Source organism: Ensifer sp. ENS06 (assembly GCF_014852205.1).
Lineage (GTDB): Bacteria > Pseudomonadota > Alphaproteobacteria > Rhizobiales > Rhizobiaceae > Ensifer > Ensifer adhaerens.
The window spans coordinates 324,303-346,277 of the sequence record NZ_JACVBC010000001.1; the positions used below are offsets into that span (position 1 = coordinate 324,303).

Genomic DNA, 21,975 nt, shown 5'->3' on the forward strand with positions numbered 1-21,975 from the left:
GCATAATTCCCTAAATCGAAATCGATTTAGGGACAAAATTATGCAGCAGTTTAAGGTGCTGCAGCGACCTTTGGCGCGTCCAAGGATGCGCGGCGCTGCAGAGCATGGCAGAGGTAAAGGGATCCGGTGGAAAGCCGGACATTCGACCTTTTTTTCCCTTTTGCCAACGGACCGCAGGGACACTATATTCCGGCCACGGCAGGATGTGCCTGCATATGTGGAGTGACATGGTACTGCGCAATCCCGGAGCAAAGGAAATCGCCGCGGCGCTCGACGAGCGCTCGGGCGAAATCTTCCGTCGCATCGTGGAGACCTATCTGACGAGCGGCGAGCCGCTTGGCTCGCGCAACCTGTCGCGGCTTTTGCCAATGGCGCTGTCGCCTGCCTCCGTGCGCAACGTGATGAGCGATCTCGAAGATCTCGGCCTCATCTATTCGCCGCATGTCAGCGCCGGTCGCCTGCCGACCCAGACGGGCCTGCGCTTCTTCGTCGACGCCTTCATGCAAGTCGGAAATCTATCGCCCGAAGATCGCGCCTCGATCGACCGCCATGTCCGGCGCGACGACCATACCCAGCCGGTCGATACGCTTTTGACCGAAGCGAGCCAGATGCTGTCGGGCATGTCGCGCGGCGCGGGTCTCGTCATCACCGCCAAGGCCGATCCAGTGCTGAAGCATGTCGAGTTCATCCGCCTGGCGCCGACCAAGGCGTTGGCCGTGCTCGTCGGCGAACATGACCAGGTGGAAAACCGCATCATCGAGCTGCCGGCCGGCGTCACCAGTTCGCAGCTCACGGAAGCGGCGAACTTCCTCAACGCCCATCTCGCCGGACAGACGATCGCCGAGGTGCGGGCGCAGCTCGAAAAGGTGAAATTGACGGTGCGCGGCGAGCTCGACGCGCTGTCGCAGGATCTTGTCGAGCGCGGTCTCGCCATCTGGTCGGGCAACGAGGGCGACGAGAAGCCGGCGCGCCTGATCGTGCGCGGCCGCGCCAACCTGCTCGAAGGCCTCGAGGGTGCCGAGGACATCGACCGGCTCAGAATGCTGTTCGACGATCTCGAAAAGAAGGACAGCATGATCGAGCTGCTCGATCTCGCCGAAAGCGGCCCTGGTGTGCGGATATTCATAGGCTCGGAAAACAAGCTGTTTTCGCTTTCCGGCTCGTCGTTGATCGTCGCGCCCTATCGCGATGGCGAGGACCGCATCGTCGGCGCCGTCGGCGTCATCGGGCCGACGCGGCTCAACTACTCGCGCATCGTTCCGATGGTCGATTATACCGCGCAGCTGATGTCGCGGCTTTCGCGCTAAGGGCGCTTTTAGTCGTTGCATGTCTCATTGATCGATCTCGATGAAGGACAAGGACATGCAGCAAATCAAAGTGCTACAGCGACCTTTGCGCGTCTGATAAGACGCGCGGCGCTGTAGGAGCGCGATTGAACCCTTGATTTTTCGGCCCCAAACCTCGATATCGGCTTCAAATCCAGTCCCTAAGCATTTTTGCTGAAACGCAGGCTCGCGCTTGCGGCGTGGAAATGCGAAGGACAATAGAGACGACACTGCGGAGAACGTCATGACCGACGATACGAACAAGCACGGACCCGAGGCCACCGACGAGGTATTCGACGCCGCACCGGACGCTGCCGAGGCAGCAGCCGTTGCCGAGCCCGATCCGTTGGAACTCGCCCGGGCCGAAAGCGCCGAGCTGCGCGACAAGTACCTTCGGCTTGCCGCCGAAATGGACAACCTGCGCCGTCGCACCGAACGCGACGTCAAGGATGCCAAGTCCTACTCCGTCGCTGGCTTTGCCCGCGACATGCTGGCGGTATCTGACAACCTGCGCCGCGCGCTCGATGCCATTCCGGCGGAAGCCAAGGAAGCCGGTGAGGCCGGTCTCAACACGCTGATCGAAGGCGTGGAGATGACCGAGCGCTCGATGCTCTCGGCGCTTGAGCGCCACGGCGTCAAGAAGCTGGAGCCGGAAGGCCAGAAGTTCGACCCGAACTTCCACCAGGCGATGTTCGAAATCCCGAATGCGGATGTGCCGAACAACACGGTGCTGCAGGTCGTCCAGGCCGGCTACACCATCGGCGACCGCGTCCTGCGTCCGGCCATGGTCGGCGTTTCCAAGGGCGGCCCCAAGGTCGTCGCTGGCGAAAACGGCGACGCGCCGACCGCCTGATCCTGCTGATCAGAATTCAACAAGAACGCCGCGCGAACTTCGCGCGGCGTTCTTGTTTGGGCTAAGCGTAGCGGTGTGCGTTCGTTCGGCGGCGCTATCCGAACAGTTGCTGCAGGTGATCGTTGAGGAAACGTCCCTCGGGATCGACCTTGGCCCTCAGTGCCCGGAAATCGCCCGCTCGGGGGTAGAGCGCCGTCACATCCTCGGCGCCGAGGAAATGCAGCTTGCCCCAGTGCGGCCGCGAACCGTACTGCCTGAGGATCGTGTCCACGTCCTTCAGATATTCCCAATAGTCGGTGCCCGGTTCGCCCGAAACCGAAAGCGTGATCGAATCCTGTTCGAAGAAGGGGCTGATCCAGCCGGTGTCGCCGGCGGTGAAGCGATACTCGATCGGGTAGATGCAGGTCGGGTGCTTTTCCAGCATCAGCTTGCGCACCGCCTTTACCGCTTCCTTGCCGTGGGCGACAGGCACCGCATATTCGAGCTCGTGGAAGTTCGGCACGTATTCGATCGGGTAGATCTCCGAGGAATAGGCGATCTTCTCGAACCCGCGCTCCATCGGCGCTTCCTCGGTGATGTCGATCACCTTCATCTCGCAGACGTCGGAGGTCTTGTCCGTGGTCGACACCGAGGCCGTGTCCGGCAGGCAGTAGCAGTGGCGGCTCTCCGGAACCGGGCACCAGAAGAAACCGAAATGGCGGTGCTTGGCGGCAAGCTCGTCGTGCTGTTCGATCATTTCGTCGAAGGTGCAGCGCCAGAGCTTTTCATGGAGATTGTAGCTTTGCATCGCCTGTAATGTGATCTCCGAGATCACGCCGAGCATGCCGACCGAGACGCGCGCCGCCTCCAGCAGATCCGGCGTGGTCTCGTCGACCACGAGGATGCTGCCGTCGGGCTGCACCAGCCGCATGCCGACGATCTGCGAGGCCATGTTGCCGAGCCTGGCGCCAGTGCCATGTGTGCCGGTCGTCAGCGCGCCGGCTAGCGCCTGGCTATCGATATCGCCCTGGTTGATCAGCGACAGGCCGTTCTCCTTCAGCACCTTGCCGAGCTGGTTGATAGTGGTGCCGGCCTTGACCGCCACGCGCTTGCGGGTGCTGTCGATGTTGACGACGCCCTGCATGCTCGAGAGTGTCAGCTGTAGCCCGCTGGTAAGCGCCACTGGCGTGAAGGAATGTCCGGAACCGGCGCAGCGAACGTTCAGCCCTTGCGCGGTTGCGTCGCGCACCATTTCGGCTAGCGCCGCCTCACTCTCCGGCGCGCCGCGATGGCGCACGATGCATGATTGGTTTCCGACCCAGTTGCGCCAGTGGCCACCTGCCTGAAGCATTTTCCCCTCCCTCAAACCGCGGTGAAGCAATTGTCGACGAACAGATGCGTGCCGTTGATGAAGCTCGCCTCGTCACTCGCCAGAAACAATGCCGCGTTCGCCACTTCCTTCGGATCGCACATGCGGCCCTGTTGCGCGGCGATCGCCGCTTCCGAAACGTCAACGCCGTATTTGCTGAGCCCGACGAGCTCGCGCTTGCCGTGGTCGGTGGCGATGAAGCCCGGGCAGACGGCGTTGCAGCGGATTCCGCGGTCGCGGAATTCCACGGCGATGGCGCGGGCGAACATGTGGCAGGCGCCCTTGGTGGTGTCATAGAGCACCTCCATCGGCGTTGCGGCCACGGCCGAAATCGACGAGGTGCAGACAATGCTGCCGCCGCCGGCCGCAAGCATGCCTGGCAGTACCGCCTTGGTCATCAGGAACATGCTGCGCACATTGACCGCCATCAGCCGGTCCCACTCGTCCTCCTCCGTTTCGAGGAAGGGACCGACGGCGAGGATGCCGGCGTGGTTGAAGAGCACGGTGATGGCGCCGAAGGCCGCTTCAACCGCCTTGACGGCGGACGTCACCTCGGCCGACACCGAGACGTCGGCCGGGGCAAAAATCGCCTCGCCGCCGTTGGCGCGGATCGAGGCGGCCACCTCTTCGCCTTTGCTGCGCGGCAGATCGACGATGCCGACCTTGGCGCCTTCGCGCGCGAACAGTTCGGATGCGGCAAGACCGCAGCCTCCCGCGCCACCGCTGATCAGCGCCACCTTGCCTGAAAGCCTGCCTGCCATCTCAATCCTCCCCTTGGCGCATCCTTCGCAGCGGTCGCCGATGACGACCCGCGACGGATCCGGTTTCTCACTCCCCCGGAATTATTGTTGACGAGTGAGGGGCTGTCGATATCCCATGGGGGATACGTAGGGTTGGGGGATGACAAGGGAATGCTCGCAAGCGAGTCCGCCGATATCTCGGCGATGATTGGCCTGATCGGCACGGAGGATTTCGGCCGAGCGCTCGATCGGATGCTCCGATCGGTCACCGGCTTCGATCTCTCGGTCGCGTTTGCCTATCCTTACGATGCAAGGCCGATCGTCCTGCATGACGGCTATACGGCCAAGGTGTCGGCAAGTGCGCTCTCCGCCTATCTCGGCGGCGCCTACCTGCTCGATCCCTTTTACGTCGCCTGTTGTGCCGGCCAGCCGGCAGGGCTCTGGCGAATGCGCGAGCTTGCGCCTGACCAGTTCTTCCTGTCCGACTTCTCGTCGTCGGCGGAAGTGCATCCCTGCGTGTCGATGGAATCCGGCGTTCTCGTCGAGGAGGTGGGCTTCGTTATCCCGCTCGATGGCGGCCTGCAGGCGACCTACTCGTTGATGCGCGGCCGCGGCGGCGAGCCTTTCAGCGAGACGGAGCTGGCCAGGCTGCGCGTCTACGAGCCGATCGTGCGCGAGGCCATCAGGTCGAACTGGCGCCAGCAGGGCCAGACGATTGCGCCGTCGCCCTCCGAGGAGGGCGACGATGCGATGGAGGCGGCGTTCGAAAGCCTGTGTTCAGATCGGCTGACCAAGCAGCAGCGCAACATCGTGCGCCTCATCCTTAGGGGCCACAGCAACCTGTCGATCGGCAAGGTGATGAACATCGCCGAGGGCACGGTTCGCATCCACCGCAAGAACATCTATCGCCGGCTCGGCATTTCGAGCTAGGGTGCCCTGTTCCGGATTTTCATTGATCATTTGAACGGGCGTCAGCTCTACTGATGCAGGCTTCGAGCGGACTTGTGCGCATCCTGCCGGATGCGCCCCGTTGTTCAAGCTCAGGCCGCGTGCGAGGTCGCGTCGTCGTCGAGCAGCGTGTAGATCGCGCTGGCGGAATCGCTCGAGCGGATCTTGGCGACCATGTCCTGGTCGCGAAGCACGCGGGCGATACGCGACAAGGCTTTGAGGTGGTCCGCGCCGGCGCCTTCCGGAGCGAGCAGCAGGAACACGAGATCGACCGGCTGGTCGTCGAGCGCCTCGAAATCGACGGGCGTGTCGAGACGCGCGAAAATGCCGATGATCGAGGGGAGATTGTTGAGCTTGCCGTGCGGAATGGCGATGCCGTTGCCGACGCCGGTGGAACCAAGGCGCTCGCGCTGCAGGATCACGTCGAAGATTTCACGCTCGGGAACCCCGGTGATCTTAGAAGCTTTTGCCGCCAATTCCTGAAGGAGCTGTTTTTTCGAGTTGGCCCTCATGGCCGGGATGATCGCATTTTGATGCAGTAGACCTGCCAATGCCATTCTTTTGTCCTCGTTCGCCGGTTAGAGCCGGACAACATCATCACAAATGCGTCGCAATGGCTCTAACCATCTTTGTCATGGCGGATCCCATGCACAGAAAAGTCACATTTCCGGCCTGGCCGCTGAGTTGCGGGAGAGGGACGCCGGCACGCCGGCATCCCTCTTTTTTCGCTCATGCTTTGATATTGGCAGCATCGATCCAGCCAATATTTCCATCGTTGCGCCTGTAGACGATATTCAGTTCGGCCTTGCCGGGAGTGCGGAACATCAGGACGGGTTCGTCCGTCATGTCGAGCGCCATCACGGCGCTTGCGACAGACATCGTCCTTAATTGTTTCGAGCTCTCAGCCACGATGGTCGGCGCATAATCCTCGGGAACTTCGTCGTCCTCGAACGGCACCGAATCCATCACTGTGTAAGCCACCTCGGCAGCGTTCTGTCCGTTGCCGTTGTGGTGATCCTTCAGCTTGCGCTTGTAGCGACGCAGACGCTTTTCGATGCGATCCGACGCCGCGTCAAACGCAGCCTGTGGATCGTTCGCCTGGCCGTTCGCCTGCATTACCACGCCCGTATCGAGATGAAGCTTGCAGTCGGCGCTGAAGCGCGGCCCGGATTTTTCCACAGTGACCTGGCTTGAATATCCTCCGTCGAAATATTTGGTAACGGCCTGCTCGATCTGCTCGCCAATGCGGGCGCGGAACGAATCGCCGATTTCCATCTGTTTACCGGATACACGCACACTCATGGAGTTTCCTCTCTCGTTCGTGATTTGCGCAGCCAGTCTATTCCAAGCGGTCCCGTCATCCAAGCCTTTCAGACTTGCGAGCGCGCCTCTGTCGCAGCCACCGGTCGCACCGGAGGCTTCCGGGGTGAGCAGTCCCCGGCAATTGCGGCGGGCTCATATCGCCTGTGTCGGAGAGAGTCAATCGAAGGTCGCAAAAAAGTTAATGCGCCTTAACTTCCGGTGCTCAGAAACCGGCGGCCTTGGCGAGCGCGCGCTTCTCCCGCCGGCGCTGCACGGAGGAGGGGATATTCATCGCTTCCCGATATTTGGCGACCGTGCGCCGCGCGATATCGATGCCGGCCTTCTTGAGGACGTCGACGATGTCGTCGTCAGAAAGCACCGCCTCGGTGCTCTCCTCGTGGATCAGCGTGCGGATCTTGTGGCGCACGGATTCCGCCGAATGGCTGTCGCCACCCTCGGCCGAGCCGATCGAGACGGTGAAGAAATACTTGAGCTCAAACAGCCCGCGCGGCGTCAGCATGTACTTGTTCGAGGTGACGCGGCTGACGGTCGATTCATGCATCTTGATGGCGTCGGCGACGGTCTTGAGGTTCAGCGGCCTGAGGTGCCCGATGCCGTTGACGAGGAACGCGTCCTGCTGGCGCACGATCTCGGTGGCGACCTTCATGATCGTGCGGGCGCGCTGGTCGAGGCTGCGCGTCAGCCAGTTGGCATTTTGCAGGCATTCGTTGAGGAAGGCCTGGTCGGCGCTGTTTTTCTGCGTGCCGCGTGACACCGAAGCGAAGTAGTCCTGGTTGACCAGAACGCGCGGCAGCGCATCCGGATTGAGTTCGACCATCCATGAGCCGTCGGGCGCTGCCCGCACGACGATATCGGGCACGATCGCCTCGCTGACGCTGGTCTCGAAGCTGGTGCCGGGCTTCGGGTCGAGCTTGCGGATTTCCGCCAGCATGTCGATCAGGTCTTCCTCGTCGACGCCGCAGATCTTCTTCAGCGTCGCGAAATCACGCCGCGCCAGGAGTTCGAGATTGGCAAGCAGCGCCTCCATTGCCGGATCGAGCCGGTCGCGGGCGCGCAGCTGGATGGCGAGACACTCGCCGAGCGAGCGGGCAAATACACCGGGCGGATCGAACCGCTGCAGCGTCAGCAGCACCCTGAGGACATCGGCATGGGCGGCGCCCAGCCGTTCGCCAACCTCGCCGAGGTCCGCCTGCAGGTATCCGGCGTCGTCGAGTTGGTCGATGAGGTGCTGCGCGATCAGTCGATCGGAAGGAGCCGGCAGCGCGAAGGGCAATTGCTCCAGAAGCGTTTCGCGCAGGCTCTTGCGGCCGGCGACGAAATCGTCGAGGTCGTAATCTTCGCCCTCGCCGCCGCCGGGCATCGATTTCCACTGGCCAAGCAGTTCCGGCGCATCGGCGCGTTGCGGCGTGGTGTCGTCCTGGAAGACATTGGCGAAATCGGCATCGAGCTGGTCGTCGAGCCGCTCGCCGCTTTGCGACGTGGCGCTGTCATAGAGATCCGCCTGGCCGCCGCCGTCGTCGCTTCCGCCTCTCTCGTCTCCGCCGGCCATCTCGCCCTGCTCCGGGGCGACCTGATCGTCATTTGCCTGAAATTCGAGCAGCGGGTTCTTTTCGACTTCCTGGGCGATGAACTGGTTGAGCTCAAGATGCGTCATCTGCAGCAGCTGGATCGACTGCATGAGCTGTGGCGTCATCACCAGAGACTGGGACTGGCGCAGATGAAGGCTGGCGGACAGGGCCATGCTGACGCGAAACTCCCGAGAAATCTCCAGGGGCCGCGGTGCTTCTCCGGTCGCCGGTCGGGCCCTTTTCTTAATTGGCCCAAAAATTGCTTATCGGAAAGGTTTGGTCAAGCGCGTTCGCGGGCGGAATCGCCCGCGAGGCGGTCTCAGAGGCTGAAATTGTCGCCGAGATAGAGCCGACGCACGTCAGGATTGGTGACAATGTCGTTGGCGCGACCATGCGTCAGCACTTCGCCGGCATGGATAATGTAGGCGCGATCGATGAGGCCGAGCGTCTCGCGGACATTGTGGTCGGTGATCAGCACGCCGATGCCGCGCGAGGTCAGGTGCCGGACAAGCGCCTGGATGTCGGCGACCGAGATCGGGTCGACGCCGGCAAAGGGCTCGTCGAGCAGCATGAAGGTGGGGTCGGTCGCAAGCGCACGGGCGATTTCCAGACGGCGGCGTTCGCCGCCGGAAAGCGCGATCGCCGGCGACTTGCGCAGATGCGTGATGTTGAACTCGCCGAGCAGGTCGTTGAGCTTGCTTTCGCGCCGCTCCAGGTTCTTGTCGTGAACTTCGAGCACGGCGCGGATGTTCTCCTCGACCGTCAGCCCGCGGAAGATTGACGCTTCCTGCGGCAGGTAGCCGACGCCGAGGCGTGCACGCCGGTACATCGGCATGGTCGTCACGTCATTGCCGTTGATCTCTATCGAACCCTCGTCGACGGGGACGAGGCCGGTGATCATGTAGAAGCAGGTGGTCTTGCCGGCGCCGTTCGGCCCGAGCAGGCCCACGGCCTCGCCGCGCCGCACCACCAGCGACACGCCGTTGACGACCCGACGCTCGCGATAGGCCTTGGTCAGTCCGCGGGCAATCAGGGTGCCGTCATAGCGCGCCTTGTCGACCGCATGGCCGGAAGCGACCGCAGTGGTCGCCGACGGCTTGCGGACCCGTTTGCGCTTGTGGAGGAAGGGAAGTTGCACGAGCGGTCTACGTCAGTTCGTCTTGCGGGACTTCGGGTCGAGCTGGATCTGCACGCGGCCGCCGCAGGCTTCGAGCTGGGCCTCACCGGTTTCCATCTGGACGTTAAGCTGGCAGCCGACGAAGACGTTCTTGCCTTCGGAGAGAACGACCTTGTCGCCCTTGAGAACGAAGACCTGCTTGGTCATGTCGAACGAGCCGGTATCGGCCGTCGCCTGCTGCGTGCCGGAGCTCAGGAACACCTTTTCGCTGACCTCGATACGGTCGATGTCGGCGTCGCCGCTCGAAACCGAGCCGCCGCCGGACTTGTAGAAGACGACCATATTGCCGGCCTGCAGCGTCGTCGTGCCCTGCACGACCTTGACGTTGCCGGTAAAAATCGCCTTGCTTTCCGGGTCCTTGATTTCGAGCTTGTCGCTCTCGATCTGGATCGGCTTGTCGTTGGACAGCTCGAGGCCCTTCATCTTGCTCGACGTGGCCTGCGCAAAAGCGCCGGAGGCAATAATCAAAGCGCCCGCTCCGGCAATGGCCAGGCTGGCGGAAATCTTGAAAAATGATGCGGTTGTGACCGACATGGAGTGCACCGGGTCCTATTTCGCGTTTTTGCGGATGGCGGCGGGCTCGACGTTGACCCTCACCATACCCTCGAAAATTACAATACGTCCCTTATCCGTCATTCGCAGCGTCTGCGCAATGATCGAACCACCCTTCATGCTGATCGCAACGGGCTGCTTCGTTTCCATCTCGCCGGCATTGATGTCCAGATAGGCCGACTGGAAGTCGGCGTTGATGCCATTATTGACGGAAATGGTGAACGGGGCGTTCATGTCGAGTGTATTGGCGCCGCGATCATAGATGCCGTTGGTGGCGTCGACGGTCGCTATCATCGAATCCTTCATCGGCATTTCTGCGTGGATCGTCTGCAGCGTGATGATGTCGGGGTTGGCGATATCCTGAAGCGCCCGCTGGGCCTTCATCGAGTAGCTGATGCCCTGCTTGTTGCGACCGGAGATCGCCGGATTCTTCATGACGATCTTGCCGTCCTCGATCGTCGCGGTCTCGATCTGCAGGTCGACGGGCATGAACGCGCGCACGAAGGACACGGCGGCAAAAATGACGGCAATGACGCCGGCGATGATCGGCAGGATGATCTTCAGGCGGCGCACGCGCGCGGAATGCCGTGCGGCGAGCGCATAGGCGTCGGCGGAACTCGCACCCGTATCGGCAAAGATGCCCGGGGCTGGCGCGTGGTTCAACATGGAAGGGCCTGTCGGTTCTACTGCTTTTGTCGCTGACCCAACGTGGGGGTCATTTACATACATTGGTGTAAGTCGTCGCAAATATGGATATTTTTTGCTGACGCACAATGGCGCCGCAAAAAAACTCGGGTGAAGCGCAAAAACGCCAGCCGCGGCTTTCAACCGTGGTCAAGCGCGTCTATGGAATATGCCTCTTCGCGCGCAGATAGCACGTTCCCGCGGAAACTGACAGAAGCAGCGCCAACAAATCGGGAGAAACCCACATGGACGAACTCGCCATCGCCGATCGCCGCAGCCTGCGCCGGAAGTTGAGCTTCTGGCGCTTTGTGGTCGCGGGGCTGCTTCTCCTCGTCGCGCTCGCGATCTTTGCCTGGTCCGGGGCTGCCGACGACGTCGGCCACAACAGGCAGCATGTGGCGCGCGTTGCGATCACCGGCCTGATCCAGGATGACCGCGAACTGCTCGAGCGCCTGCAGAAGATTGCCGACAACGATAGCGTCAAGGCGCTGGTCGTGACCATTTCGTCGCCGGGCGGCACCACCTATGGCGGCGAGGTTATCTATAAGGCGATCCGCAAGGTGGCGGCCAAGAAGCCGGTCGTTTCCGACGTGCGCACGCTTGCCGCCTCGGCAGGCTACATGATCGCACTCGGCGGCGATACGATCGTTGCCGGTGAGAGCTCGATCACCGGCTCCATCGGCGTCATCTTCCAGTATCCGCAGGTCAAGGAGTTGATGGACAAGCTCGGCGTCTCCCTGGAATCGATCAAGTCGCGGCCGCTGAAGGCGGAACCTTCGCCCTTCCATCCGGCGAGCGACGAGGCGAAGGCCATGATCCAGTCGATGATTGACGATAGCTACGCCTGGTTCGTCGACCTGGTTGCCGACCGCCGCAAGTTGCCGCGTCCGGATGCGTTGCTGCTCGCCGACGGACGCATTTTCACCGGTCGCCAGGCGCTAAAGGCCAAGCTCGTCGACAAGCTCGGCGGCGAGGACGAAATTCGCGCCTTCCTCACGGAGAAAAAGGTGTCGAAGGACCTGCCGATCGTCGATTGGGAAGCCCCGCGCAAGACCCTGCCTTTTGGCCTCGGCGCGCTGGTCGGCAACTGGATCAAGATGTTGGGATATGACGCTTTTCCGGCAATGAGCGGGCTCGAAAAAATTGCAGGCGACAAGTTGTTTCTTGACGGTCTTGTTTCGGTTTGGCAGGTTGATGGCCAATGAGCAAGGCGACATATACCCAGCCTGAGCCGTCGAGCGATGTCGGTGATTTTGCAAATGCCGCGCACCGCCTTGCGGAAATCACAATGCAGACCGAAAAAGCAAAACAAACAAGAATTTGAGGGGGCGACAGTGATCAAGTCAGAACTGGTGCAGATTGTTGCGGCTCGCAATCCGCATCTCTACCACCGCGACGTCGAAAATATCGTCAACGCGGTCCTCGATGAGATCACCGACGCGCTCGCTGCAGGCAACCGGGTCGAACTGCGTGGCTTCGGCGCCTTCTCGGTCAAGAACCGGCCGTCGCGGTCGGGGCGCAACCCGCGCACCGGCGATTCCGTTTTTGTCGAGGAAAAATGGGTGCCGTTTTTCAAGACCGGCAAGGAACTGCGCGAGCGGCTCAACCCGGGCATGAACGGCGAAGACGAGGATTGATCATCCTTGGCGGTCGCCAGAGACCCCTAACGACCCCTTTTATACGAGGCCCGTTGCCGGCAAGCGTCCGGCAAAGAGCACGGGCGTCGGCGAGATGGAGCGATTGAATGTTCAAGAAACTGATCAACATCGTTGTTCTCGTGCCGGTCGCTATCATCCTGATTGTGCTGAGCGTGGCCAACCGCCAGAGCGTAACGCTGGCGCTGAACCCCTTCCGGCCGGAAGACAGCCTGCTTTCCGTGAGCGCGCCGTTCTTCGTCTTCCTGTTCCTTGCGGTCATCGTCGGCGTCATCCTCGGTGCCGCCGCGACCTGGTTCAGCCAGGGCAAGTACCGGCGGCGCGCGCGCAACGAGGCGAACGAAGCAGTGAAGTGGCACCGCGAGGCGGAGAAACACCGCAGCCAGGCGGAAAAGCTCGCAACCCAGGCGACGCTCGCAGCGCCGCAGAACTGATCAGAAGTTCACAAGCCTGCGAAGACCGAGACGGGGCGCCCGTTCGGTCCGCGTCGCCTCTTTAACTCGCAGCTTCCGCCGTACCGCCGACGGCGGCGCTAAAATCGGCGAAGAATTGCTGCGCCAGCTTCTTGGCGGTTGAGTCGATCAGGCGCGAGCCGAGCTGCGCGAGCTTGCCACCGATCTCCGCCTTGACGTCGTAACGCAGCACCGTTTCGTCCCCGTCCGCTGTTAAGGCGACGTCGGCGCCGCCCTTGGCAAAGCCGGCGATGCCGCCCTTTCCTTCGCCCGAGATCGTATAGCTCTGCGGCGGATTGAGATTGGAGAGCACGACATTGCCGGTGAAGGAGGCCGAGACCGGGCCGATCTTGATCTTCACCACGGCCGCAAGCTCGGTTGGCGACGTCATCTCCAGCGACTGGCACCCGGGAATGCATCGCTTGAGAATTTCCGGGTCGTTGAGGCCGCGCCACACCGCGTCGCGCCCAGCCGCAATCCGCTCTTCGCCGGTCATGTCCATGCGTTTTCCTCCCCCCCATGCGACGCCGCGCGCCCGATATCGACGCGCAAATGTCGCTTCGACACACTAGACCTGCCGCGGAATTTTGTCGCGAAGCCGGTTCCAGCCCAAGAAAATTCGCAGCGGGTTCTTGCGCGTTATCTTCGCAAAACGGAAACGGCTTTGCCAAGAGCATCAGCGATGCTATTTGCAGCTTCAAGAGATGCCGCGGCTTCAGGCTGCGGCGACAAACCTCATGGCGTCCGCCGGCCCGTCCCGGATACTGCGCAGGCAGGCGGCCCATGCACTAACAAAGCCCAGGGATTTCAGCGTGAAGGAAAAGGACCGGCGGTCGAAGAATGCCTCCGTGACGACGGCCAAGGGCCGTGGTGCCGAAGCGCGTGGCGGCGGCCGCCACGATCAGAAACGTTCGGCACCGCCGAAGGGCGGCGGCTTCAAGGAACGGCCGGCGCGACCGGCGGCAGCGCAGACGGCGGAGACGCGCGAGAAGCCAGCAAAGCATGCGCCTGCACAGGAAACGCCGGCGCGGGTGATCGCGCGGCGAACGGGGGAAAAGCCGGCCGAGCGCATACCGCTCATTCTCGAAACGTCGGACGCATCCGGCTATCACCTGATCGACAGCGGCGCCGGCGAAAAACTTGAGCAATACGGTCCCTACCGCATCGTGCGCCCCGAGGCGCAGGCGCTCTGGCCGCGCAGCCTGCCCGATAGCGTCTGGGAAAAAGCCGACGCGATCTTCACCGGCGACACCGACGAAGACGGCATGGGGCGCTGGCGCTTTCCTGGCGCCGTGCTCGGCGAGACCTGGCCGATGCAGCTTCTCGGCACCGATTTCCACGGTCGCTTCACCTCGTTCCGCCATGTCGGTGTCTTCCCGGAACAGCTCGCGCACTGGAGCTGGGTGAAGGATCAGGTGGAAAGGGCGGGGCGGCCGCTGAAGGTGCTGAACCTCTTCGGCTACACCGGCGTCGCCTCGCTGATCGCCGCCAGGGCCGGCGCCGAGGTCACCCATGTCGACGCCTCCAAGAAGGCAATCGGCTGGGCGCGCGAAAACCAGCAGCTGGCGCGGGCCGAAAACCTGCCGATCCGCTGGATCTGCGACGATGCGATGAAGTTCATCCAGCGCGAGGAACGCCGCGGCAGCCGCTACGACATCATCCTGACCGACCCGCCGAAGTTCGGCCGCGGGCCGAACGGCGAGGTCTGGCAGCTTTTCGACCATCTGGCGGCGATGCTCGACATCTGCCGCGAGATCCTGTCGCCGGAGGCGCGCGGCCTGGTGCTGACGGCCTATTCGATCCGGGCGAGCTTCTACTCGATCCATGAACTGATGCGCGAGACGATGCGCGGCCACGGCGGCCGGGTGGAGTCGGGCGAGCTCATCATCCGCGAGGGCGGGCTTGACGGCCGCGAGCCGGGCAGGGCGCTTTCGACCTCACTCTTCAGCCGCTGGGTACCGCAATGACGAACGACAGAAGCGAACACGGCACCGGTCGTGTCGGTCAGGTGAAGGAGGTCACGAGCCTCACCAACCCGATCATCAAGGACATCCGCGCGCTGACGCAGAAGAAGCACCGCGACGAGACGCGCTCCTTCATGGCCGAGGGCCTGAAACTGGTGATCGACGCGCTGGACCTTGGCTGGAAGATCAAGACGCTGATCTATGCCAAGGCGGCCAAGGGCAAGCCGCACGTGGAGCAGGTGGCGGCAAAGACCTTCGCCAAGGGCGGCCTGGTGCTGGAAGTCAGCGAGAAAGTGCTGTCGACGATCACCCGGCGCGACAATCCGCAGATGGTCGTCGGCATCTTCGAGCAGCGTTACCAGTCGCTGAAGGACCTGAAGCCGCAATTGGGCGAAACCTATGTGGCGCTCGACCGCGTCCGCGATCCCGGCAACCTCGGCACCGTCATCCGCACCGCCGATGCCGCCGGCGCTTCCGGCGTCATTCTCGTCGGCGAGACCACCGATCCGTTTTCGCTCGAAACCGTGCGTGCGACCATGGGCTCGGTCTTTGCCATGCCGGTGGCGCGCGCCAGCGTCGAGGACTTCATCCGCTGGCAGAAATCCGCCGGCGTGAAGGTCGTCGCGACCCATCTCGCCGGCGCTGTCGACTATCGCACCATTGACTACAAGACCAAGCCGGTCGTGCTTCTGATGGGCAACGAGCAGTCGGGTCTGCCGGAGGAACTCGCTCGAGAAGCCGGTGCGCTTGCCCGCATCCCGCAGGCCGGCCGCGCCGACTCGCTCAATCTGGCGATTGCCACCGGCATCATGCTGTTCGAGGCGCGCCGCCACCTTCTGACCCTGGATGCCCGCGCATGAGCGAGAAGCAGGTGCTGTTTTCGCGGCCGCTGCCGATCGCGGTCTTCATCGTCTTCGCGCTCATCGCCGACCAAATAATCAAGTATCTGGTCGAGCTTTACCTGCCCTTCAATCAGGCGGTCCATGTCGTGCCGATGCTGGCGCTCTACCGCACCTACAACTACGGCGTCGCCTTCTCGATGCTGTCAGGCATGGAGGGCTGGTTCATCGTCGGCATGCGGCTCACCGTCTGCGCCTTTGTGCTCTGGCTGTGGAAGCGCACGCCGAAGGATCGGTTCTTCGCCCATTTCGGCTATGCGCTGATCATCGCCGGCGCGCTCGGAAACCTCGTCGACCGGCTGCTCTTCGGCTACGTCATCGACTACATCCTGTTCTATACGGAGACGTGGTCTTTCGCCGTCTTCAATCTGGCCGATACCTTCATCACCATCGGCGCCGGCGCGATCATTCTTGACGAACTACTGCACGCGAAAAAAGCGGATCGCTAAGATTTTATCGAAGCCTTGAAGCCATTCGGAACGCCTGTCGTGTTAGCCGGAACGCATGAGCGAACCGTCACGACTGCTAGAGCGGATCGAAACCGGCTTCGGGAGAGACGCCCGGGCGGATAGGGCTGCGTCGGTTTCGGCGCTTCCGCTCGATGGGCCGGCGTCCCGTCAGGTGTCGGCGCAGCCGGCTTCCGGCGCGCGCTCTGCGCTTAGTTACGTATCCATGGCGCTGCTCGGCCTGGTCGCTTCCGGCCTTGTCCTTGTCGTCGGCATGACTGCCGGCTTCCACCTGTTCGCCGCGGCGATTGCCGCGGCCGGCGTGGTCGGTGCGCTTCTGCTCGCCGTCGAAGCCATCCGCGCGTTTGATAGCGTGCCGGTTTCCGATGAGGTGGAGCGGGACCAGGATTGGCACCGCTCCGAAACCTCGGCGCTGCTTTCGACCATTCACGATGCGCTGGGTGACCTTGCGATCATGCGCGGCATGGACGGAAAGATCGTCCACGCCAATGCTGTCTTCCATCAGGTCTGCGGCCGGTCGGATGTCCGGGGCATGGCCTGCGGCGCCCTTGGCCTGAGCTTCGAGCCGAAGGCTGCGCCCAATCATTATCTCGTGCGCATCGCCGCGGCCGAAGGCATCCGCCTTTTCGATTGGCATGACGTGATCGCCCGCGATCCGGCGAGCGGCAAACTCATGCGCCACAGCATTGCGCGCGATGTCACCGAGGAAGCGCGCGCCGCGCGCGAGCGTGAGGCGGCGCGCCGGCGGGCCGAGGAGGCGAGCCAGGCAAAGTCGCGGCTGCTCGCCACCGTCAGCCACGAGATCCGCACGCCGCTTTCGGGCATTCTCGGCATGAGCCATCTGCTCGGCCAGACCCGCCTGTCGAGCGAGCAGCAGAACTATCTCGCCGGCATGCAGCAATCCGGCCACGCGCTGGTCCAGCTCGTCGAAGACCTGATCGACTTCTCGTCGCTTTCAGCCGGCCGCTTCCAGTTTCGCCCCAGCCGCCAGGATCCGCGCGGCGTGATCGAGAGCGTCGTGGAAATGCTCTCCAATCGCGCCCACGAGAAGGGCATCGAGATCGGCGCCACCGTTTCCGTCGACGTGCCCGCGCTGATGGCTTTCGACGCGGCGCGCCTGCGCCAGGTGCTTTTCAACGTCATCGGCAACGCGGTCAAATTCACGGAAGTCGGTGGCGTCTTCGTCAGCGCCGACACGATCGAGGACTGCGTGCGGATCCGTATCGACGATACGGGGCCGGGCATGTCGCCCGACGACCTGAAGCGCATCTTCGAGGAATTCGAGCAGGCCGGCAACGACGAGCAACGCGCCAAGGGCACAGGGCTCGGCCTCGCGATCTCCAGGCGCATCATGCAGGCCTGCGGCGGCAGTCTTACGGCCGCAAGCGCGCCCGGCCGCGGCAGCCGCTTTGAAATCCGCCTGCCGCTTGCCGAAGTCGAGGCGATTGCGTCGGAGCGCCGCTCCACCCTCGCCGGGTCGCATGTGCTGGTCATGGCTCCCGATGGACCGGCCTCGGCGGCGCTGGCGGCAACCATCGCGACGCTTGGCGGGCGCTGTCATCGCGCAACGACGCTTGCCGCAGCCCAGCATGTTCTTGCCGATGTGCAGGCAGGTGGCGCGCCACTCACCGACGTGATCGTCGACCACCGGCATGCGCAGCAGTACGAGCAGCTCCTCGCACTCCAGCCGGCCATCGGCCGGCTGGAGGTTCGCCGCACCTATCTGATCAATCCGGAGGAGCGCAACAGCCACCCCGTCAACCAGATGGATGGCTACGAGGCCTGGCTGATCCGGCCCTTGCGCGAAAAGTCGCTGATTGAAGTGCTGCTCGGACGCCTGAAGGGCATCGAAAAACGCGACGCGATCAACGACAACAGGCCGGTCCTGCGCGAGGAGCCCGTCGTTGAACCCGTCCGCCGACCGGGACACGGCATCCTGCTGGCCGAGGACGATCCGATCAATGCGTTGATCATCCGCACGCTGTTGCAGCGTTCGGGACACGCGGTGCAGCTTGTCAGCGACTTCGCGGGGGTCGCCGAGACGCTGCGAGCCCCTGCCGGAAACGCCTTGCCGGAGCTTCTCGTCACCGACCTCAATATGCCGGGTGGCGACGGGCTTTCCATGATGCGGCACATCCGTAATGACGAGGCAATACGCTCCTTGCCAAGGTTGCCGGTCATCGTGCTGACTTCCGATATCCGCGAGGATATGCGCGACCGCCTGCTTGCCGCCGGCGCCGATGTGGTGTTGGCGAAGCCGGCCGACCCTCAGGTGCTGACCTCGGAGATCGCGCGTCTGCTGCGCAAACGGTAACTCTTGCGATGGTTACGGTATTGATCGGGCGGCGGGGGTTGTACGCAACTTTCATGTCACTATGTTGTTGCAGAAACGTGGTCTAAGCCCCCGCAGACAGATTTGATTCGGGATAACGCGGATGGCCATCGAGCTACTGGATTCAGCGAACGTGGTTGACACTTCTCAGGCTTGCATCGGCACGAAAGCTGCCGTCCCGACGACCGACGTGCTTGGCCGGATCGCCAATCTTGAGACGCGCCTTGCCCGCACGGCATCGGAAATCGATGCTGCCCAGGCCGTGCGCTACAAGGTTTTCGTCGAGGAGATGAAGGCGCAGGTCGGCCCCGAGGCCGATCGGCGCAAGCGTGACGTCGACAGCTGGGACGCGATCTGCGACCACCTGCTGGTTCTCGACACCTCGATCGAAGGCGACGCCGAAGATCAGATCGTCGGGACATACCGGTTGCTGCGCCAGGATGTGGCTGAGCGCTCCGGCGGCTTTTACTCGTCTTCCGAATTCGCGATCGACGCGCTTCTCGCCCGTCATCCGACCAAGCGCTTCATGGAGCTCGGCCGCTCCTGCGTCCTGCCGGACTACCGGACCAAGCGCACGGTCGAACTCCTGTGGCAGGGCAATTGGGCCTATGCGCTCAAATACGGCATGGACGCGATGTTCGGCTGCGGTTCGTTCCCGGGTGTCGTTCCGGCCGAGCATGCGCTGGCGCTGTCCTTCCTGCACCACAACATCCGCGCCCGCGACGACTGGGCCGTCAGCGCACGGCCCGAGCTGCACCGGACGATGGATTTGATGCCGGCCGAGGCGATCAATGCCAAGAAGGCGCTCGCCGCTCTGCCGCCGTTGATCAAGGGCTATATGCGCCTCGGCGCGATGGTCGGCGATGGCGCCGTGGTCGATCATGCGTTCCGCACCACCGACGTTCTGATCGTTTTGCCGATCAGCAATATCTCGGGCCGCTACCTCAACTACTACGGCGCAGATGCCGGACGTTTCGGTGGCGCCGCCTCCTGACCGGGTCCCGGTGAGGTTAACCAATTATTAATGATGGATTTGACTTTCAAGGTCGAAAGAGAGACATGTATTGTCATGTTCTTCTCTAATTTCATGACGAACGAATAGAGAAAATAAATGGAGAAACTGCCGATCTTCCGGGGGTCGACAGGTATAGGGTTCCCAAGACTCCGTCTTTCATTACCTTAAACATAAATGCATTGCCTGTTATTAAGCCCGCCTCCTTTTCGGAAAGCGGGCTTTTCTTCTTTATAGTTGTATCGAATTGCTACCAATCGGGGTCGCGCGTTGACCCGAATGAAGGCGGCTGCACCAGAATGAAGCAGCCGCCGGACCGGCAATGCCGGTCCTACATGCCGGCGTTGTAGGCCGCGATCGCCGCCATGTTGACGATATCGGAATCCTTGGCCGACATCGAGACGATCTGGATCGACTTGTCGAAGCCGACGAGCAGCGGGCCGATCACCGTCGAGCCGCCGAGTTCCTGCAGCATCTTGGTCGAAATCGATGCCGAATGAAACGCCGGCATCACGAGCACGTTCGCCGTGCCCGAGAGGCGGCAGAACGGGTATTGCTCCATGACGCGAGCATTGAGCGCCACGTCGGCGGCCATCTCGCCGTCATATTCGAAATCGACGCGGCGCTTGTCGAGGATGTTGACCGCTTCGCGCACCCGCTCAGAGCGTTCGCCCTGGGGATGGCCGAAGGTGGAATAGGCAAGCATTGCCACGCGCGGCACGTAGCCAAGCCGCTTGGCGAGGCCAGCTGCTTCCTCGGCAATATCGGCAAGCTCCTCCGAAGAGGGCATGTCGTGAACCGCCGTGTCGGCGACGAGCACCGTGCGGCCGCGGCAAAGCGCGATCGAGACGCCGATGACGCGATGGCCGGGCTTCGGGTCGATGCAGCGACGCACGTCTTCGAGTGCCGTCGAATAGTTGCGGGTCAGGCCCGTCACCATGCCGTCGGCATCACCGAGCGCCACCATGCAGGCGGCGAAGTGGTTGCGGTCGTTGTTGATCAGGCGCTGGGCGTCGCGGAAGAGGAAGCCCTTCCGCTGCAGGCGGGCATAGAGATAGTCCGTATAGGCGCCGACGCGCTTGGAAAGCCGCGCATTGACGATCTGGATGCCGGGGCGGTCGAGGTCGATGCCCTCGCGCTCTGCCGTCTCGCGCATGCGCTCCTCGCGGCCGAGCAGGATGGCGGTGCCAAGCTGCTGGTTGGCATAGGCGATTGCAGAACGCATGACCTGCACCTCTTCGCCCTCTGCAAAGACGATGCGCTTCGGCTGGCGCCGGACGCGCTCGTAGATGCGCTGTAGCGTCGAGGCGATCGGGTCGCGGCGGGCGGAGAGTTGCCGGCCATAGGCTTCGAGGTCGGTGATCGGTTTGCGGGCGACGCCGCTTTCCATCGCCGCCTTCGCGACCGCCATCGGGATCGCCGAAATAAGCCGCGGATCGAAGGGGACCGGGATGATGTATTGCGGACCGAAACGCGGACGGTTGCCCTGGTAGGCTGCGGCGACATCGTCAGGAACGTCTTCCTTGGCAAGGCTCGCCAGCGCTTCAGCCGCTGCGATTTTCATCTCGTCGTTGATGGTCGTCGCGCGCACGTCTAGCGCGCCACGGAAGATATAGGGGAAGCCGAGCACGTTGTTGACCTGGTTCGGATAGTCAGAACGGCCGGTGGCGACGATCGCGTCGTCGCGGATGCGGGCGACTTCTTCCGGCGTGATTTCCGGATCCGGGTTGGCCATGGCGAAGATGATCGGCCGCGGCGCCATCGAGCGCACCATGTCTTCCGAAAGGGCGCCCTTTGCCGAGAGGCCGAAGACCACGTCGGCGCCGTCGAGCGCTTCGGCGAGTGTGCGGCGGTCGGTCTTGACCGCATGCGCCGACTTCCACTGGTTCATGCCCTCGGTGCGGCCTTCGAAGATCACGCCCTTGGTGTCGCAGAGGATGATGTTGTCAGAGGCAAAACCCATCGACTTGATGAGCTCGATGCAGGCGATTGCCGCCGCACCCGCACCGTTGCAGACGAGCTTGGTCGTCTTGAAGTCGCGGCCGGTCAAGGCCAGCGCGTTGATGAGGCCTGCTGCGGCGATGATCGCGGTGCCGTGCTGGTCGTCGTGGAACACCGGGATGTCCATGACCTCGCGCAGCTTCTGCTCGATGATGAAACAGTCCGGCGCCTTGATGTCTTCAAGATTGATGCCGCCGAAAGAGGGCCCGAGGAAACGCACGCAGTTGATGAACTCGTCGACGTTTTCGGTATCGACTTCAAGGTCGATGGAATCGACGTCGGCAAAGCGCTTGAACAGCACGGCCTTGCCTTCCATGACAGGCTTTGACGCAAGCGCGCCGAGGTTGCCGAGGCCGAGAATGGCCGTGCCGTTCGAGATCACGGCCACCATGTTGCCGCGCGTCGTGTAGTCATAGGCGGTGTTGGGGTCCTCGGCGATCGCCTTCACGGGGACTGCAACGCCCGGAGAATAGGCAAGCGACAGGTCGCGCTGGGTGGCCATCGCCTTGGTGGGAGAAATCTCCAGCTTTCCGGGACGACCCTGCGAGTGAAAATCGAGCGCTTCCTGCGCGGTGACGCTCGTCATGGTGCGATCGGTCTTGTCGGTGGCCGGCATGTTTCCTCAATCCTCCTGTGGGCGAGCCTTGCGGCGCGCCTCTTTATGGTTGTCGTCTA

21 protein-coding genes are annotated in these 21,975 nt (G+C 62.7%); 11 read left to right on the forward strand and 10 right to left on the reverse strand.

Annotated elements, in window-relative coordinates:
- Window positions 1-227: 227 nt before the first annotated feature.
- Window positions 228-1,307, forward strand: coding sequence for a heat-inducible transcriptional repressor HrcA (hrcA, locus tag IB279_RS01680; protein WP_034797467.1), 1,080 nt, complete (start codon window positions 228-230; stop codon window positions 1,305-1,307).
- Window positions 1,308-1,569: 262 nt separating this feature from the next.
- A complete protein-coding gene (grpE, locus tag IB279_RS01685) occupies window positions 1,570-2,178 on the forward strand; it encodes a nucleotide exchange factor GrpE (RefSeq protein ID WP_034797465.1) in 609 nt (202 codons plus the stop codon).
- 94 nt (window positions 2,179-2,272) lie between these two features.
- On the opposite strand, the gene IB279_RS01690 is transcribed toward grpE, so the two are convergent.
- Window positions 2,273-3,508, reverse strand: coding sequence for a D-arabinono-1,4-lactone oxidase (locus IB279_RS01690; RefSeq protein WP_113189522.1), 1,236 nt, complete (start codon window positions 3,506-3,508; stop codon window positions 2,273-2,275).
- Window positions 3,509-3,519: 11 nt separating this feature from the next.
- Complete coding sequence (locus IB279_RS01695; RefSeq protein WP_060519753.1) at window positions 3,520-4,287, reverse strand: SDR family NAD(P)-dependent oxidoreductase; 768 nt, start codon at window positions 4,285-4,287, stop codon at window positions 3,520-3,522.
- A 150-nt stretch (window positions 4,288-4,437) separates the two neighbouring features.
- Between IB279_RS01695 and IB279_RS01700 the strand changes: the two genes are divergently transcribed.
- Window positions 4,438-5,196, forward strand: coding sequence for a LuxR family transcriptional regulator (locus tag IB279_RS01700; protein ID WP_113189523.1), 759 nt, complete (start codon window positions 4,438-4,440; stop codon window positions 5,194-5,196).
- Window positions 5,197-5,306: 110 nt separating this feature from the next.
- On the opposite strand, the gene ptsN is transcribed toward IB279_RS01700, so the two are convergent.
- The 6 genes from ptsN to lptC all read right to left on the reverse strand — a co-directional run bounded on the left by ptsN (window position 5,307) and on the right by lptC (window position 10,500).
- Window positions 5,307-5,771, reverse strand: a complete 465-nt coding sequence (gene ptsN, locus IB279_RS01705; RefSeq protein WP_034797457.1) for a PTS IIA-like nitrogen regulatory protein PtsN — start codon at window positions 5,769-5,771, stop codon at window positions 5,307-5,309.
- A 172-nt stretch (window positions 5,772-5,943) separates the two neighbouring features.
- Window positions 5,944-6,516, reverse strand: a complete 573-nt coding sequence (hpf, locus tag IB279_RS01710; protein WP_034797455.1) for a ribosome hibernation-promoting factor, HPF/YfiA family — start codon at window positions 6,514-6,516, stop codon at window positions 5,944-5,946.
- Between the two features lie 223 nt (window positions 6,517-6,739).
- The gene (rpoN, locus tag IB279_RS01715) at window positions 6,740-8,278 is read right to left on the reverse strand and encodes an RNA polymerase factor sigma-54 (protein ID WP_192338953.1); all 1,539 of its coding nucleotides are present in this window, start codon (window positions 8,276-8,278) and stop codon (window positions 6,740-6,742) included.
- Between the two features lie 146 nt (window positions 8,279-8,424).
- The gene (lptB, locus tag IB279_RS01720) at window positions 8,425-9,243 is read right to left on the reverse strand and encodes an LPS export ABC transporter ATP-binding protein (RefSeq protein WP_034797451.1); all 819 of its coding nucleotides are present in this window, start codon (window positions 9,241-9,243) and stop codon (window positions 8,425-8,427) included.
- A 12-nt stretch (window positions 9,244-9,255) separates the two neighbouring features.
- Window positions 9,256-9,816 carry an LptA/OstA family protein gene (locus IB279_RS01725; protein ID WP_034797449.1) on the reverse strand — a complete coding sequence of 187 codons (561 nt, stop codon included), beginning with the start codon at window positions 9,814-9,816 and terminating at the stop codon, window positions 9,256-9,258.
- Between the two features lie 15 nt (window positions 9,817-9,831).
- Entirely contained in the window at window positions 9,832-10,500 is a 669-nt protein-coding gene (gene lptC / locus IB279_RS01730) for an LPS export ABC transporter periplasmic protein LptC (RefSeq protein WP_034797447.1), read from the reverse strand.
- Between the two features lie 263 nt (window positions 10,501-10,763).
- Between lptC and sppA the strand changes: the two genes are divergently transcribed.
- From sppA to IB279_RS01745, 3 genes are all read left to right on the forward strand, one after another.
- Window positions 10,764-11,723, forward strand: a complete 960-nt coding sequence (sppA, locus tag IB279_RS01735; protein ID WP_034797445.1) for a signal peptide peptidase SppA — start codon at window positions 10,764-10,766, stop codon at window positions 11,721-11,723.
- Between the two features lie 54 nt (window positions 11,724-11,777).
- Window positions 11,778-12,155, forward strand: a complete 378-nt coding sequence (locus IB279_RS01740; RefSeq protein ID WP_226020731.1) for an integration host factor subunit beta — start codon at window positions 11,778-11,780, stop codon at window positions 12,153-12,155.
- A 107-nt stretch (window positions 12,156-12,262) separates the two neighbouring features.
- Window positions 12,263-12,607, forward strand: coding sequence for a lipopolysaccharide assembly protein LapA domain-containing protein (locus IB279_RS01745; RefSeq protein ID WP_113189524.1), 345 nt, complete (start codon window positions 12,263-12,265; stop codon window positions 12,605-12,607).
- Window positions 12,608-12,668: 61 nt separating this feature from the next.
- On the opposite strand, the gene IB279_RS01750 is transcribed toward IB279_RS01745, so the two are convergent.
- The gene (locus IB279_RS01750) at window positions 12,669-13,127 is read right to left on the reverse strand and encodes a carbon monoxide dehydrogenase subunit G (protein ID WP_060580658.1); all 459 of its coding nucleotides are present in this window, start codon (window positions 13,125-13,127) and stop codon (window positions 12,669-12,671) included.
- Between the two features lie 310 nt (window positions 13,128-13,437).
- Here IB279_RS01750 and IB279_RS01755 point away from each other — a divergent pair, with 310 nt between their 5' ends.
- From IB279_RS01755 to IB279_RS01775, 5 genes are all read left to right on the forward strand, one after another.
- A complete protein-coding gene (locus IB279_RS01755) occupies window positions 13,438-14,592 on the forward strand; it encodes a class I SAM-dependent rRNA methyltransferase (protein ID WP_113079945.1) in 1,155 nt (384 codons plus the stop codon).
- A complete protein-coding gene (locus IB279_RS01760) occupies window positions 14,589-15,449 on the forward strand; it encodes an RNA methyltransferase (RefSeq protein WP_043615629.1) in 861 nt (286 codons plus the stop codon). The genes IB279_RS01755 and IB279_RS01760 overlap by 4 nt, the downstream gene beginning before the upstream one ends.
- Window positions 15,446-15,937 (forward strand): signal peptidase II, encoded by a 492-nt coding sequence (gene lspA, locus IB279_RS01765; RefSeq protein WP_034797436.1) that lies wholly within the window; start codon window positions 15,446-15,448, stop codon window positions 15,935-15,937. The genes IB279_RS01760 and lspA overlap by 4 nt, the downstream gene beginning before the upstream one ends.
- 55 nt (window positions 15,938-15,992) lie before the next feature.
- Window positions 15,993-18,269 (forward strand): ATP-binding protein, encoded by a 2,277-nt coding sequence (locus tag IB279_RS01770; RefSeq protein ID WP_192338955.1) that lies wholly within the window; start codon window positions 15,993-15,995, stop codon window positions 18,267-18,269.
- Window positions 18,270-18,390: 121 nt separating this feature from the next.
- The gene (locus tag IB279_RS01775; RefSeq protein WP_034797430.1) at window positions 18,391-19,281 is read left to right on the forward strand and encodes a GNAT family N-acetyltransferase; all 891 of its coding nucleotides are present in this window, start codon (window positions 18,391-18,393) and stop codon (window positions 19,279-19,281) included.
- Window positions 19,282-19,630: 349 nt separating this feature from the next.
- Here IB279_RS01775 and IB279_RS01780 read toward each other — a convergent pair whose 3' ends face one another.
- On the reverse strand, window positions 19,631-21,916 hold the full coding sequence (locus tag IB279_RS01780; RefSeq protein WP_060519765.1) for an NADP-dependent malic enzyme: 2,286 nt from the start codon (window positions 21,914-21,916) through the stop codon (window positions 19,631-19,633).
- Window positions 21,917-21,975 lie beyond the last annotated feature (59 nt).